The sequence below is a fragment of the Hymenobacter polaris genome (genome assembly GCF_012927305.1).
Taxonomy (GTDB): Bacteria; Bacteroidota; Bacteroidia; order Cytophagales; family Hymenobacteraceae; genus Hymenobacter; species Hymenobacter polaris.
The window spans coordinates 2082896-2097985 of sequence record NZ_JABBGH010000001.1 but is presented as its reverse complement, the minus strand read 5'-3'; the positions used below and the strand labels follow the sequence as shown (position 1 = coordinate 2097985).

Below are 15090 nucleotides of genomic sequence, written 5' to 3'. Positions count from 1 at the left end.
AATGGCCCCGGCGTATTTGGGGCGCTTGTACTCATGGCGTTACGGGCTTGGTTTTTCTAGCGCCGCGCTTTTTGATGCCACTTGCTACCAATTTTTCGCGCCTAGCAGAACCCACCGCTCAAGCTGGTGGGCCGAGCTACAGCGCCCACCCAGCCTAGGACTGCTGCCGGCCAAGAAGCGCTGCCCCGACCGAATCTGCCCGCATTAAACGCGCAGAAGCGGCTGCCAACCAGCGTCGGCAGCCGCTTCGATAAGTGGCCGGCCCTGCGGGGGGCCTATGGCTAGGGCAACCAGCGTGGGCCGCTGGCCTACTCCGTGGCCGGGGCCGCCGTTGTTTCGGCAGCGGGACCGACGCCCGAGTCCTTGCGGCCGCCGCGGTTGCGGCCGCCACGCTTGCGGCGGCGCTTGGCAGCCTCGCCGGTGCTGCCTTCGGCGGCGGGGCTGGCAGCGCCATCAGGACTAGCGGCAGCAGCGTCGGGGCGGGCAGGGCGCGGGGTGCGGGGGGCACGGGGAGGGCGGTTTTCTCCCTCGGGGCGCGGCTCGCGCGGGGCCGCCACGTAGGGCGCCACCGTGGTTTGGCCGGCGTCGATGGCGGCTAGGCGCGCGGCAGCCTGGGCCAGGCGCTCAGCGCGTTGCGGGTCGTTTTTACCCTCGCCTTCGCGGCGGGGGCCCCGGTCGCGACCGCCGCGGCCACCTTCGCGGCGCTGCCCTCCTTCGCGCTGTTCGCCCTCGGCGCGGGGTGGGCGCGGGCCGCGGTCACCTTCGGGGCGGGGGCCCCGGTCGCGGCCACCGCCGCCGCTGCGGCCGCCATCGCGCCCGCCGGCTTTGCCGCGCAAGCCGCTGAAGCGCTTGGGGTCGAAATCGGGGGCAGGGCCGTAGCCTAGGCCCTCGGTGATGGCTTGCTTCTCAATTTCGCGCTCAATCAGGCGCTCAATCTTCACGATGCGGTCCTGGTCCTGGTCGGCGATGAAGGTGATGGCCGTGCCGGTGGTGGCGGCGCGGGCGGTGCGGCCAATGCGGTGCACGTAGTCCTCGGCGGCCCTAGGCACGTCGAAATTCACCACGTGGCTCAGGCTGTCGATGTCGATGCCGCGGCTCACCACGTCGGTGGCTACCAGGATGGGGAACTGCTTGTTCTTGAAGGCGCGCATGGTGGCCTCGCGCTCCTCCTGGGTGCGGTCCGAGCTGATGCCCTGGGCCGGGTAGCCCAGCTTGTTGAGCGAGCGCACGATGCCGGCCACCGCCGATTTCTTGCTGGTAAAGAGCACCATGCTCTGCACGTCCTGGGCCTTAATGAGGTGCTCCAGCACGGGCAGCTTCTGGTGGTCGAATGTCATGTAGAACTGCTGGTTGATGCCGGCGGCGGGCTTGCTCACGGCCAGGCGCACCTCGTCGGGCTGGTGCAGAATCTGCTGCGAGAAGTCGCGGATTTTGCTGGGCATGGTGGCCGAAAACAGCAGCGTCTGGCGCTGCTTGGGCAGCTGCCGCACGATGTTGAGGATGTCGTCCGAAAAACCCATGTCCATCATCTTGTCGGCCTCGTCGAGCACCAGGTAGCGCAGGTGCTCAAACTTGACGTAGCCCAGCTGCATGTGGGCAATAAGGCGGCCGGGCGTGGCAATAATAATGTCGGCCCCCGAGGTGAGGGCGCGCTTCTGCTGCTCCCAGTTCTCGCTTTTGCCGCCGCCGTAAATAGCGGTGGACGAGGCTTCTACGAAGTAGCCGAAGCCCGTTACCTGCTCGTCAATCTGGGTGGCTAGCTCGCGGGTGGGCACCAGCACCAGCGTGGAGGTGTGGCCGTGGCCGGTGGGGTCGTGGGCAATCTTATCTAGCAGCGGCACCAGGTAGGCGGCCGTTTTGCCGGTGCCGGTCTGGGCGCAGGCAATCAGGTCTTTGCCGTCAATAATCTTGGGGATGGCCTGCTCTTGAATGGGCGTGGCCTGCTGGTAGTTCATGGCCTCGACGCCGGCCAGCAGGTCGGCGTGGAGGTTAAATTCCTGGAACGTCAAGGATTCAGCTTCTTTAAATGTGAGAAATAGGGTAATGTGGAAGAGGTGAAAATGAAAAGCAAGCAGACGCTTTCGCAATTAGCGCATTTTTCACATTCAACACATTTGCCACATTATCAACATGGGGCTGACCATGTGCTTCCCGGTCAGCAAACCGCTTGATTTAGAACAAAGGTAAGCCGGATAAGTGCCCGGCCGGCCGCTACCTTCGCCACCATGCCGCTCGACCGTTTTTCTGCCCAGGCCGCGCTCTACGCCCGCTACCGCATCAGCTACCCGCCCGCGCTCTACGCCTGGCTGCTGCCCCAGGTGGCGGGCCGCCAGCGGGCCTGGGACTGCGCCACCGGCAACGGCCAAGTAGCGGCCGCCCTAGCCCCCTTTTTCGAGAAAATCGAAGCCACCGACCTCAGCGCCAACCAGCTAGCCCAGGCGCCGGCCCTGCCCAACGTGCGCTACCAAGTGGCCCCGGCCGAGCACGCGCCCTTTGCTGACCACTCGTTCGACCTCGTCACCGTGGGGCAGGCCGTGCACTGGTTCGAGCCGGCAGCCTGGCACCAGGAGGTGCGCCGCGTGGCCCGGCCCGGCGCCACGCTGGCCGAATGGGGCTACGGCCTGGCCCACACTGGCGAGCCGGCGCTCGATGCGCTCATCCAGCACTTTCACGACGAAACCCTAGGGCCCTACTGGGACGAAAACCGCTGGCACGTTATCGACGAGTATGCGCGGCTGCCCTTCCCCTTTGCCAACATACAGCAGGCGCGTTTTCCGGTCGGGCGGCACTGGTCGGCGGCGTGGTTTCTGGACTACCTGCGCACCTGGTCGGCGGTGGTGAAGTACGGCCAGCAGCACGCCGGGGCCGATGTAGTAGCCGAGGTAGCACCGGAACTAGTGCGGCTGTGGGGAACGGGCGAGCGTGAGGTACTATTTCCGGTATTTGCGCGGGCGGGGCTAGTAGGCTGAATACTAGGTTGTCGCTAGCTGCGTTGCACTTAATATAAATAGCTACACCGTATGGCAGTCTGGGGGGCGCGGCTTCGGGGAATCTGGCTGTTTTACCGCGGCGTGGCCCCTGCGCTACTACTTATCAGCGCGGCGCTGCTACTAGTGATGCAGCTGCCCGTACTAGTGCAGCTGCCTGGCGTGCGCGAAGGGCGGGTAAGCGGCGTGCCGCCCGGCTTGGTGCTGGCCAAGCTGCTGAGTGGGCTAGCGGTGTGGTACTTGGCCAACGAGTTGCGCCCGCAGCAGTACTGGTTTTACTATAACCTGGGATTATCCAGGGCTTGGCTGTGGGGCGGCGTGGCCGTGCTCGACGGCAGTTTGTTTATGGCGGCGGCCGAAATTATTGCGCGGCTGTGGCCATGAAAAACAACTATTTGACGGGCGGCCCGCACGTGCTGGAGGCCGATGGCATCCGGGTGCTATTTGACGGGCGGCCGGTGCTGACGGACATTTACCTGCGCGTGCAAACCGGCCAAATCGTGGGGCTGCTGGGGCGCAACGGCAGCGGCAAATCGACGCTGCTGCAAACTATATTCGGCGCCCGCCCCGTGCCCGATGCCTCCGTGCGCGTGAATGGCCGCCGCGCGGTGCCCGCCTTCCAAACCCCCGGCTTGCTCAACTACCTGCCGCAAGCGGCCGCGTTGCCCGCCTCCCTGCCCCTAGGGCGCGCCGCGCGCCTGCTGCAAGTAGATGCCGAGGCGGCCACCGCAAATTTTCCGGAATTGCGCCCCCAGTTAGCCGGCTTTCTCCACGAGCTGTCGGGCGGCTCGGCGCGGCTGCTGCAGGCGCTACTGCTGCTGCACGCGCCCACCGCGTTTTCACTGCTCGACGAGCCTTTTTCGGGCGTGATGCCGCTGCACGTAGAGGCGCTGGCCCGCGAAATGCAAGCACTTAAAGTGCGCAAAGGCCTGGTTATTACGGACCATCGCTACGAGGCGGTGCTGGCGGTGAGCGACGTGGTGTATCTGCTGCACCAGGGCCGCCTACGCCAGCTGGCCGCCGACCCCTGGCCCGAGCTGCGCGACTATGGCTACGTGCCAGCCTAGGGCCACAGCGGCGCAAGCAAGGCCTAGCGTCCGCGCTACCATAGGGCCATAGGAGCGCGTTTAGATTTCACTAAAATCGCTTTTGGAACGTCATGCTGAGCCCCGCGAAGCATCTCTACCGAACGATATGGCGCGGTAGAGATGCTTCGCGGGGCTCAGCATGACGTTCTTTTACATGACGTTCTTTTAAATGCCCAAACATGCTCTAAGTCTGATAGCACGTTCTTTTGCGGCACCAATACCGACCCTACCCATCTTGCCAATGCCTACCGTTCTTCCCTTTGTCGGCCTGCGCGTGCTGGAGCTGGCTGCCGTGCTGGCCGGCCCGCAGGTAGGCCAGTTTTTTGCCGAGCTAGGCGCCGAGGTGCTGAAGGTAGAGCCGCCCGCCGGCGACGTAACCCGCAGCTGGCGCACGCCCGCCGACGACCCCAGCAGCTCGGTGTCGGCCTATTTTGCAGCGTCTAACTGGGGCAAAACTTCGCTGGTGCTCGACCTGCGCCTGCCCGCCCACCAGGCCGAACTGCTCCGCCTGGCTGCCACCGCCGACGTGGTGCTGGCTAGCTACAAGCCCGGCGATGCCGCCAAGTTTGGCGTGGGCTACGCCGCGCTGGCGGCCGCCAACCCGCGCCTCATCTACGCCCAGCTCACGGGCTACGGCCCGCAAAACCCGCGCCCCGGCTACGATGCCGTGCTGCAAGCCGAAACGGGTTTTATGCACCTCAACGCCCCTAGCCCCCACGAGGCGCCCCAAAAGCTGCCCGTGGCATTCGTCGATTTGTTTGCCGCCCATCAGCTCAAGGAGGGCATCCTCACGGCGCTGTATCAGCGCGAGCGCACCGGGCAGGGCGCCTTGGTGGAGGTGAGCCTGTACGAAAGCGCCCTGGCCGCGCTGGCCAACCAGGGCGCCACCTGGCTGACGACCGGCTACGACCCCGCGCCGCTGGGCTCGGGCCACCCCGGCATTGTGCCCTACGGCCCCGTGTATCGCGCCGCCGATGGGCAACGCCTGGTGCTGGCCGTGGGCACCGATGCGCAGTTTCGCACCTTGTGCGAGGTGCTGCAGCGCCCGCATTGGGCCACCGAGGTTCGCTTTGCCACCAACTTGGCGCGGGTGCGCCACCGCCCCGCCCTGCACGAGCTGCTGCTCACGCGCATTGCCGAGCTGAACGGCTGGGCCTTGCTGCACGAGCTAGCGCGCCTGGGGGTGCCGGCCGGGGCCGTGCGCTCGGTGGGCGAGGCGCTCGACATGGAGCAGGCGCAGGCCATGCTGCTGCCGCCCCAGGCGTCCGAGTTTCCGTACGCGGGGCTGCGCACGGTGGCGTTTCGCAGCTCGGCCTGGGGCGTGGCCGAAGCCCTGAGCCCGCCACCGCCACTGGCGCAGCCCTAGGGGGTAGTAAGCAGAAAAGGCAGCCAGGCAACGCGTGCGCCCGGCTTACCGTTGAGCCTATTGCTACCTTTACCTTTATGAAAGCAAGTGCGTTGCTACGCCCGTTGGGCCTGGGGTGCCTAGGCCTGTTATTACTGCTAGCCCAACCTGCGCGGGCCTACTCGGTGCTCAGCCACCAGGCCATTATCGACTCGTGCTGGGCCACGTGCCTGCGCCCGGCGCTGGAGCGGCGCTTTCCGGGTGCCACGCCCGACGAGCTGCGCGACGCCAAGGCCTATGCCTACGGCGGGTCTATTATTCAGGATATGGGCTATTATCCATTTGGCTCTAAGCTCTTTACCAACCTGACGCACTACGTGCGCTCGGGCGATTTTGTGCGCCACCTGCTTGAAGAAGCCCGCGACCGCAACGGCTACGCCTTCGCCCTAGGGGCGCTTTCGCACTACGCGGCCGACATCTACGGGCACGAGCTGGGCGTCAATAAATCGGTGCCCATCCTGTTTCCGAAGCTGGGGGCCGAGTACGGGCCGGTAGTTACTTACGAGGAAGACCCGGTGGCCCACGGCCGTACCGAGTTTGCCTTCGACGTGGTGCAGCTGGCCGCCGGCCGCTACCGCACCAACGACTACCACGATTTTATCGGTTTTAAAGTTGATAAAGACTTGCTGGATAAGGCCTTCGATAAAACCTACGGCTTGCCGCTGAGCAAGGTTATTTTCAACGTCGACCTGGCCATCGGCTCGTACCGCTTTGCCGTGCGCAACCTGATTCCGCTGGCTAGCCGCGCCGCCTGGCGGGCCAACCGCCACGCCCTGCGCCAGGTAAACCGCCGCATTCGGCGCCGCGACTATGTGTATAAGGAAAGTAAAGAGCAGTTCGAGCAGGAATACGGCACTAAGTACGAGCGGCCGGGCTTCGGGGCGCGCATCCTGGCCGGCATCATCCGTATTCTGCCGAAGGTGGGCAAGCTTCGCAACCTGAAATTCGTAACGCCCACGCCCCAAGCGCAAGCCCTATTTAGGCAAAGCTTCCGCGAAATAGTGCTGACCTATAGCAAGTTTGTGAATGCGCAAACGCCTGCTTTAGGCCAGGCTGGCACCTACCCCAACATCGACATTGACACCGGGCACCCCACGCACCTGGGCGAGTATGCCCTGGCCGACCGCACCTACGGCGAATGGGTGCGCGACTTGGCCAAGGATAACTTTAAAGACCTGAAGCCACCCCTGCGCGCCAATATCTTGGATTTCTTCGCCAACGGCAGCTACGCGCCCATCGACGAGGAGGAGAAGGAAAAGGACAAGCGGGAAGAAACGGCCAAGGCCCTGGCGGAGCTGCGCGCCCTGCCGGCCGGCCGCTAGGCGCTGCCTACTCGGTGGGGCCGTTGCCCAGGCCGGGGGGCGGGTTGCCCTGGCTGCCGCCGGCCTTCGGAATGCCCATTTTCTCTTCACGCTTCTGCTGGTAGCGCGTAAACTGGCTGCCCGTGAGCACGTCCTTGAGCTGCTCTAGCCGGGCCAGGCCAATGGCGTCGATGTAGCTGCGCAGCTTGGCGGGGTCCTGGCGGTAGCGCAGGCGGGCGGCCTCCACGTTGCGCACCGAGGCCACGTTGATGGTGCGTACTTTCTCGGTCTGGGCGGGCGTCAGGCCGAGGCCCTGCGTCATGTTAGCAGTCAGCGCGTCGGCCCGGCTTTGCACCGTGGCCTCGTTGGGGGCGGCTTGGGTAGGCGCGGTGGCCCTAGGGGCGGCGCGGGGCGTTTGGGCTAGGGCCGGCACCGCGCCAGCCAGCACGAGCGCGGCAGTCAGAATATTCTTGGTAAGCATATAAAGCAGCGGAGTAGGCCAGGAGAAAACGAGTGTTCAGAGCCAGCCTAGGCCAACCCCTGACCGGCAAAGCTAGTTTGGTGCCAAGTCATAAAAAAAGCCGCTGACGAGCAGCGGCTTTTTCGGGGAGGCGGCAGAAACCTAGGGTTTAATGATTACCGTGCCAGTGGTGCCATCGGCGCTGGGAGACAGCGTGATGGTGTAGGTGCCAGCCGTCGTAATCTGCAAGTTATTTTTGCCGTTAACGAGTGTAACGCCTTTAGCTAAAGCACTATTTGTAATGTCGCCGGTGTTGCCGGCCGTGCCAAAGTTCACGCCCCAGTCGTTGTTAGCGCGGAACTTGAACTCGCCCGCATTCAAGGGCATAGTGGCCTTAAAGGTCTGGGTGTAGCAGTCGTAGGTCAGGGCTTTATCGGTGTTCCAATCGGTGCCGGCCGGGCCAATCAGGCTCCAGGTGCGGCCGGTGGTGTTAGGCACGCATACCGGCGTGGGCGTACCCGTCAACGTCACTACCGACGAGTTTTGAGTGGGTGCAGTCGTGCTTACCGAGGCCACTACCCGCGCATCAACCTGCGCCGTGGCGCCGTAGGCCACGCCTAGGGCAAAGAAAGCGTTGGCCAACTGCGACTTGGTGAGCGTGAAGGTGCCGGGCGTAGTGCTGCTCGCCACCACTTGCGGGCTGCTAAAAGTACCGCCCTTCTTATCTATCTGCAGCGAGTAGGTCGTAACGGCCGGAAAGCCGAAATCGGCCGCCGTGTACGTGAAAGTAGCCGCTGTAGCATTGGCATTGGTGGTCGTTAGCACCAGGTCGGGCGCCGTGGTAGAGGTGGTGAGAGCCGGGGCCGCCGCGGTTTTGAGCACCACCTGCGACTCGTCCTTCTTACAGGCAGTGACGCCCAGCACCAATAGCGCAAAGGCACTAGTCGCTACCCGAGTAAACCAAGTATTCATAAAAGTTAAAAAAGCGGGTGAGAAAAGAAAAGCTAAACCGTGTTTCCTAGGCCCTGAACTTGCGGCCAGCGCCAAAAGTTCAAGGGGCCTAGGAAAGCTATAGTGGGTTAGTAACCAGGGTTTTGCGGTAGGTTGGGGTTGGCTACCCGGTCGGTGTTGGGGATGGGAAACAGGGTGCGGAAGGTTTCCACATCCTTGCCCGCCTGCACGCCGCCCTTGAAGGCCCAGTTGTAGCCGGTGGTGTACACGCCGAAGCGAATGAGGTCGGTGCGGCGGTGGCCTTCCCAGAACAACTCGCGGGCGCGCTCATCCAGAATCGAGCTGAGCGTGAGGGCGCCGGCCGTGGTGGCCGAAGCACCGGCGCGGGCCCGAATCTGGTTAACGTAGGCTAGGGCTTGCGTGGCCGAGCCACCCGAGCCGCCGCGCAGCACGGCCTCGGCATACATGAGCATCACGTCGGCCAGGCGGAACATGGGGAAGTCGGTGTCGGGGAAGGTGACGTTGGAACCCGGTGCGCCGGTCGAGGTCACGTTGCGGTACTTGGCAATGAGCGGACCGCTGCTAAACTGCCCTAGGGTATCTACGCGCGGGTTCTGGCCCTGGAACACAAACAGCTGCGAGCGGGCGTCGTTGGGGTTGCGCGCGGTGGTTGAGCCAAACAAGCCGGTAAGGGCCGGCTTGGTGCGCAGGCCCGACCAGCCACCGTCGATGCCGGCCTGGGCGGCCGTGTAGGCGCGGCCGTTGGGCGCGTGCACCAGGTAGGTCATGCCCCCGTAGGTTTGGGTGCGGGTGCCATCGAAAGTGATGGGGAAGATAATCTCGTTACGGGCGTCGGTCGTGTTGTTGTCCGCCAAAAACAGGTTGGCGTAGCTCGGGCTCAGGCTGTAGCCAGAGCTAGCGGCTAGCACCTTGTTGGCGTAAGTGATGGCATCGGTCGAGCGGTCGGTGCCGGTGTACACCTTGGCGTTGAGATAGAGCTTGGTGAGCAGCGTCCAGAGCACGGCCTTGTCGGCGCGGGCATACACGGCCTTCGGAGCTAGCAGGGCGCCGCTGTTGTCGTCCAAGGCATCGAGCGCTTTCAGCTCCGACTCGACGTAGGCGAACATATCGGCGCCTTTCTTATACTGCGGCGTGGTGCCGATGGCGTCGGTTTCGGTGGCGAAGGGGCCGCCGCCAAACAAATCGATGGCGTGCCAGTAGCTGAGGGCGCGCAGCAGGCGGGCTTCCGAGCGGTAGGTGCGCACGGTGTTGAGGCTGGCGGCCGGAATACCCCGCGACGACAGGTTGGCGTCCGACGTCTGGCGGATGAACTCGTTGCACAAGCCCACTTCGTAGAACACCCGGTCGTAGGTGGCGCGCACAAACTCGTTGTCGGCGTTCCACTGCAGGGTGTTCACCTGGGGCAGGGTGCCGTCGTTCCAGCCAATCACGGCCTCATCGGTGGTGATTTCCTGCAGCTGCCAGTACTGGCGGATGTAGTTTGAGAAGCCTTCGTCGATGCCCGAAATGTCGGGGTTACCGGCCGGACCCTGCTGGCCGCTCACCGCGAAGGTGGCGTAGAGGCGGGCCAGCACCTGCTGAATCTGGGCTGGGTCGGCATACACGACGTTCGACGAGGCCGCGTAGTCGGGCGATTGGTTGAGGTCCTTGGTGCACGAGGGGGCTAGGGCCGAAATACCGGCAGCCATGGCCATTATTCCCAGCGTGCGAGTGAAGTTGCGTTGCATAGTAGTTGGATGGGAAAATTAGAGACCAAGGTTCAGGCCGACGGTGAACGTACGAGCCCGGGGGTAAATCGTATTGTCGATGCCCTGAGTTGCTGGAGGACCAGCATTATAAATCTCAGGGTCAAGACCTTTATAATTGGTAATCAGGAACAGGTTCTGACCGGCGGCCGTCAGGGTCAAGGTGGTGCCCTTCTTAATAATGGCGCCGAAGTTGTAACCGAGCGTAGCATTCTGCAAGCGCAGGAACGACCCGTTTTCGATGAAATAATCCGAGAAATACTGAGCCGTGGTGAAGCGCGAAGCCAGGAATTCCTGGGTCTTATTACTTACGAAGCCCGACGAGTTCTGGTCGTAGTAGCTGTTGGCGCGCACGTTGTTATACACGTAGTTGCCTAGGTTGGCACGCAGCGTAAAGGCCAGGTTGAAGCCCTTGTAGCTGGCGTTGGCACCGCCACCCAAAATCCACTGCGGGCGCGGCGAATGGTAGCGGTAGCGGTCGGTGCTGTTGATAACGCCGTCGCCGTTGGCATCCACGTACACGCCTTGCAGCGGCAGGCCGTTGGCGTCGTACACCTGCTGGTTCACGTAGAACGACTGCGTGGGGTAGCCCACGGTGTTAATCTGAATGTTATTGCCTACGCCGCCCGAGATGCCGCCCGTGGGCTGCCCCACGTCGTTGCCCGAACCGTAGATAGTCAGCTGGGTCAGCTTGTTCTGGTTGTAGGTAGCGTTGGCGTTCACCGTGATGTTCACCTTGTCGCCCTTCACCAGGTCGAGGTTGGTGATGATTTCCACCCCGCGGTTGGTCAGCGAGCCCACGTTGAAGTTACCCGCATTTGAGAGGCCCGACAGGTCGGGGATGTTCACGAAGTTGAGCAGGTTCTTGGTGTCGCGGCGGTACACGTCCACCGAGCCGTACACCCGGCCGCCGGCAAAACCGTAGTCCAAGCCCACGCCGTAGGTCGTGGTGGTTTCCCAGGTGATGTTGGGGTTGTACTGGTCGGGGCGCAGGGTGCGGAAAAACTGGTTGCCCAGCTGGTACTGCGCCGTGGCGTTGCTCAGCGTGAGCGAAGCCAGGAAGGGGTAGTAGGCGCCGCCTAGGTCCTGCTGGCCGGTCTGGCCGTAGTTGAGGCGCAGCTTCAGCTCCGAGATGGCGGTCGAGTTCTTCAGGAAGTTCTCACCCTTGAGGCGCCAGGCAAACGCGCCCGAGGGGAAGTAGCCGAAGTGGTTGGGGTTGAAGCGCGAGGTGCCATCGGCGCGGAACGTGCCCGTGAAGAGATACTTATCGCCGATGTTGTAGTTGAGGCGGCCGTAGAAGCCAATCAACACGTTGGTGTTGAGGTAGGTAAAGGCGCCTGAGTAGCTCGGCACCGCCGCCAGGTATACTGCGCCGTTAGCCAGGTTATCGTCGAAGTTGTAGCTCCGGTTCTGGAATTTCTGGTACGAGTAGCCCGCCAGCAGGTCCAGCCGGCCGGGGCCTACCGTACGCTCATACTTCAGGTAGGCTTCCAGGATGGTGTTAGTCAAGTCCTGAGCATACTGGTTGTTAACCCCGCCCCGGTTTACCACGCCGTTGATGGTCACCTGGCGGAAGTAGTTGGAGGCCGCATTGGCCGGCACGAAGGTGGTGCCGCGGCCGCGCTGCACGTCGTAGCCCAGGTTCACGTTGGCGCTCAAGCCCGGCACGAAGGGCAGCTTGTAATTCACCTGCACGTTACCGATGCTGCGCTTCACCGAGCTGCGGTTGCGGTTCTGGTTGATGAGGCCCACGGGGTTGCGGGTAGCCAGTGTCAGCAGGGTGCCACCGCTCGTCGACTCGTAGTAGCCGCCGTAGGGCGAGCCGTCGGCGTAGATGGGCTGAGTGGGGTCGAAGTTGACGGCCGCGCCCACGGCGCTCTGGTCCGAGAAGTTGTTGTCAATCCAGGAGCCCTTCACGTTCAGGTCGATGCGCAGGTCGCCGTTCAGCAGCACCGGCGACAGGTTGATAGCGCCGGTGTAGCGCTTCAGGTCGTTGCGCTTCAAGATGCCCTCTTGGTAGAGGTAGCCCGTGGAGATGCGGTAGGGCACTACGCCCGCGGCCCCGCTAAAGCTCACGTTGTTATCGGCCGTGTAGGCCGTGCGGTAAATCTCGCGCTGCCAGTCAGTGCTAGCGTTGCCTAGGGTGGCTTTCTGGCCGGTAGTGCCGTACTGGTTCACCACATCACGGAACTGGGCGGCGGTGAGCACGGGCACATACTTGGCTGGCGTAGCCAGCGACATTTGGGTGCTCACATTCACGTGAAACTGGTCGCCCGATACGCCGTGCTTGGTCGTTACCAGAATAACGCCGTTCGAGGCGCGCACCCCGTAAATGGCCGTCGAGGAAGCATCCTTCAGGACCGTAATGCTCTCAATATCATTGGGGTTGATGAGCGACAGGGGGTTTGAGGCACCCGCCAGGCCGGTATTATCCACCGGCACGCCGTCAATGACGATAAGCGGCTGGTTGGAGGCGTTCAGCGACGAGCCACCGCGGATGAGAATCTGGGTGCTGGCGCCGGGGGCGCCGCCCGCGGTCGTAATCTGTACGCCGGCCACCTTGCCTTGCACCAATTGCTCGGGGTTGGTTACCTGGCCTTTCACAAACTGCTTCTCGCTAATTTGCTCCACGGCGCCGGTCAGGTCCTGCTTGCGCTGGGTGCCGTAGCCAATCACAACGGCCTCGCCCAGGGCGGTGGCGTTTTCGCTCAGGGTTTGGGCAGGTACGTTGGTCGTTTGGCCGGCCGCTACGGTAATGGGCTGGCGCTTGGTGTTGTAGCCCACAAAGGAGATAACCAGGGTGTGGGGCCCGGCCGGCACGCCCGGAATGGAGTAGGTGCCGTCGACGTTGGTAGAGCTGCCCAGGGTGGTGCCCTCAATGAGGACCGTTACGCCTGGCAGGCCTTCGTTTTTGCTATCGGCCACGCGGCCACTCACGGTGCCGGTACCAGACTGGGCTAGGGCCACTCCAACGGAGCTGGCCAAGCCAATTAGCAACAAGAAGAGAAACCGGAATTTCTCTAAGTAGGAGTGTTTCATAGAAGTGAAACGGGTGGGGGAAAAGTGAAAAGTGGAGTTCGATGTACCAAGTAAAGCCTTGAAAATAAGTAGTTTATTTGGTAGGATGTAAGCGGGGGGACGGCTGGCTTAGCTAAAAAAAGGCCAGCCACAATCGATTGTGGCTTTACGTTTCTGGTAAGGTTTAGAAATTGTTAAATCTTACTCCAAGATAATTGCCCGTGCCCCTAGGGTGGCTAAGCTGGCTCCCATTATTTGCGTTTAGCTGCCGGCTGATTGGGCAGCCGCTTTGCCGCTATTGGCCAGTGGGTGGGCCCTTGGTTGTACTGCAAGGGTGTGGCCCTAAAAGGCTACCGGCGAGATGCTGAAAAGTATTTAAAAGCAACTTGTTGATTTATAGTAAGTAATGACTTACTTTTAGCTTATTGGGGCGGCAAAGGTAATGAGAAGTCGATATAACTTTTCTCGCGGCGGCTTTTCGCCTACTTGCTGCCCCTAGGGAGCTGGCCAGGGGTAAAAAAATACGGGTGACGGGTCCGGGGTGGCCTTAGCGCCACTGGCGGGGCCTAGGGTGGCCGGGGCGGCCGGCAGCAGTCGGCGATGGCAAAACGCGAAAATTTTGCCGCGGGGTCTGTTTGCGCGAGGCAGGGCGCGGGGCCAGCAGTCTCCTGGGCCCGCCCGCCGCGAGCTTGCGAAAAGCAGGGCAATGCTTTAGCTTTGGCTAGTCATTCCTGCCCTTATGAAAATTATTCGTTATTCTATTGTACTAGTAGGCTTATTAAGCATGGTGTGCGGCGCGGCGCGGCGCGCGGCCGCCCAGGTAGTGCCCGCCCGCCCGCCCGCCAAGCCGGTGCCTAGGGCCACCGCCGCTCCCAAGCCCGCGCCCAGGGCCACCGCCACCCCCCGGCCGGCCGGCACCCGGCCAGCGGGCACCCGGGCCCCACTGGCCCCTAAAGCCCCCCCCGCCCCGATAGAAGCTGCCCAGCGCGTGGAGCCCGAGGAAGTGAAGCCCCCGGTAGTGATTCGAAAAGTGAAGCTGCAAGACCCCGTGCTGGTATTTTACCAGCAGGGTGCCCCCACCAACGCCGTGCAGCAACTGCTGATGGAGGAAAAAAACCTGCCCCTGCTCAAAACAGAGTCGCTCGAAAAGCTGGTGGAGCGCCGCGAGGTATTCATTGACGGCCTGGGCAACTACCCCCCGCCCGCCAGCGATGCCGAAAAATTTCGCCTGACGGGCGTGAGTTTGCTGGCGAGCAGCGAGAAGCGCAAAGCGGCCCCCGACGGCCGCAGCACCTACGCTCGCCTGAAAGTGCCTAGCCCCGGCGACCTGTACGTGGTGCGCGAGTCGGCCGAGGACTACCGCCACTTCGTGAGCGGCCCCCAGAAGCAAGGCGCGCGCATCGACTTCTCCGTCAACGGCTTGCCGGGCGTCGACTCGGTGCGGGCGGCTTATACGCTGCGCAAGATTGACCTCTCGGAGCGCGGCGCGGGCAGCGGTGACATTATTCGCTAACCGCTTAGACCCTAGGCGTATGCAGCTGAGCGCAGCCATTGCCCAGCACGTGCTGGATGTGCACAGCGGTGGCAACTGGACCGAGGTAGACTTGGCCCATACCCTGGCCGATGTGACGCTGACCGAGGCCACCACCCGCACGCCCGCCTCGGTCAACACGCTGGCGAGCCTGGTGCGCCACCTCACCTTCTGGAACCGGGTAATGGCGCGCCGCGCCCACGGCCAGCCTACCGAAATAGGCCCGGCCAATGGCTTCGACGCGGGCCCGGCCCTAGGCACCGAGGCCGACTGGCAGGCCCTACGCGCCGACCTTACCCGCTCGGGGGAGGAGCTGGCCGCCGCCATCCGGGCCGTGCCCGACGAGCAGCTAACCGCCGCCATTCTGCCGGGTTATTCGTCGGCCTACAAAAACCTGCAGGGCGCCGTCGAGCACCTGCACTACCACCTCGGGCAGTTGGTCATCCTGAAAAGCCTGGTGCGGGCCCGGCCGAACGTAAGCTGAGTGCGTAGCCGGCAGGCGCCGCGGTTTGCTAGGACCTGCCAGGTACCTAGGCAGCTGGCCTTTCGCCCCTAGGTGAGCGCGTTCAGTCATTCGCCATGC

General features: G+C 63.2%; 12 protein-coding genes. 7 read left to right on the top strand and 5 right to left on the bottom strand.

Going from position 1 to position 15090, the window contains the following annotated elements; all coding sequences use genetic code 11:
* Positions 1-308: 308 nt before the first annotated feature.
* Complete coding sequence (locus tag HHL22_RS08950) at positions 309-1955, bottom strand: DEAD/DEAH box helicase (protein ID WP_169531034.1); 1647 nt, start codon at positions 1953-1955, stop codon at positions 309-311.
* Positions 1956-2225: 270 nt separating this feature from the next.
* Here HHL22_RS08950 and HHL22_RS08945 point away from each other — a divergent pair, with 270 nt between their 5' ends.
* The 5 genes from HHL22_RS08945 (at position 2226) to HHL22_RS08925 (ending at position 6802) form a co-directional block, all read left to right on the top strand.
* Positions 2226-2969 carry a class I SAM-dependent methyltransferase gene (locus HHL22_RS08945; protein WP_169530572.1) on the top strand — a complete coding sequence of 248 codons (744 nt, stop codon included), beginning with the start codon at positions 2226-2228 and terminating at the stop codon, positions 2967-2969.
* A gap of 102 nt (positions 2970-3071) precedes the next feature.
* The gene (locus HHL22_RS08940) at positions 3072-3371 is read left to right on the top strand and encodes a hypothetical protein (RefSeq protein WP_169530571.1); all 300 of its coding nucleotides are present in this window, start codon (positions 3072-3074) and stop codon (positions 3369-3371) included.
* A complete protein-coding gene (locus HHL22_RS08935) occupies positions 3368-4054 on the top strand; it encodes an ATP-binding cassette domain-containing protein (protein ID WP_169530570.1) in 687 nt (228 codons plus the stop codon). Before HHL22_RS08940 ends, HHL22_RS08935 begins: the two co-directional genes overlap by 4 nt.
* Positions 4055-4316: 262 nt before the next feature.
* Entirely contained in the window at positions 4317-5441 is a 1125-nt protein-coding gene (locus HHL22_RS08930; RefSeq protein WP_241737997.1) for a CaiB/BaiF CoA transferase family protein, read from the top strand.
* A gap of 77 nt (positions 5442-5518) precedes the next feature.
* Entirely contained in the window at positions 5519-6802 is a 1284-nt protein-coding gene (locus HHL22_RS08925; protein ID WP_169530569.1) for a zinc dependent phospholipase C family protein, read from the top strand.
* A 7-nt stretch (positions 6803-6809) separates the two neighbouring features.
* Here the strand turns inward: HHL22_RS08925 and HHL22_RS08920 are convergent, their stop codons facing one another.
* From HHL22_RS08920 to HHL22_RS08905, 4 genes are all read right to left on the bottom strand, one after another.
* Entirely contained in the window at positions 6810-7262 is a 453-nt protein-coding gene (locus HHL22_RS08920; RefSeq protein WP_169530568.1) for a hypothetical protein, read from the bottom strand.
* A 141-nt stretch (positions 7263-7403) separates the two neighbouring features.
* Complete coding sequence (locus HHL22_RS08915) at positions 7404-8213, bottom strand: SusE domain-containing protein (protein WP_169530567.1); 810 nt, start codon at positions 8211-8213, stop codon at positions 7404-7406.
* 107 nt (positions 8214-8320) lie between these two features.
* Positions 8321-9940, bottom strand: a complete 1620-nt coding sequence (locus tag HHL22_RS08910; protein ID WP_169530566.1) for a RagB/SusD family nutrient uptake outer membrane protein — start codon at positions 9938-9940, stop codon at positions 8321-8323.
* A gap of 18 nt (positions 9941-9958) precedes the next feature.
* A complete protein-coding gene (locus HHL22_RS08905; RefSeq protein WP_169530565.1) occupies positions 9959-12997 on the bottom strand; it encodes a SusC/RagA family TonB-linked outer membrane protein in 3039 nt (1012 codons plus the stop codon).
* Positions 12998-13715: 718 nt separating this feature from the next.
* On the opposite strand from HHL22_RS08905, the gene HHL22_RS08900 reads away from it, so the two are divergent.
* Together HHL22_RS08900 and HHL22_RS08895 are read left to right on the top strand one after the other, a co-directional pair.
* Positions 13716-14489 (top strand): hypothetical protein, encoded by a 774-nt coding sequence (locus HHL22_RS08900; RefSeq protein WP_169530564.1) that lies wholly within the window; start codon positions 13716-13718, stop codon positions 14487-14489.
* A gap of 19 nt (positions 14490-14508) precedes the next feature.
* Positions 14509-14991 (top strand): DinB family protein, encoded by a 483-nt coding sequence (locus tag HHL22_RS08895; RefSeq protein WP_169530563.1) that lies wholly within the window; start codon positions 14509-14511, stop codon positions 14989-14991.
* Positions 14992-15090: the final 99 nt, after the last annotated feature.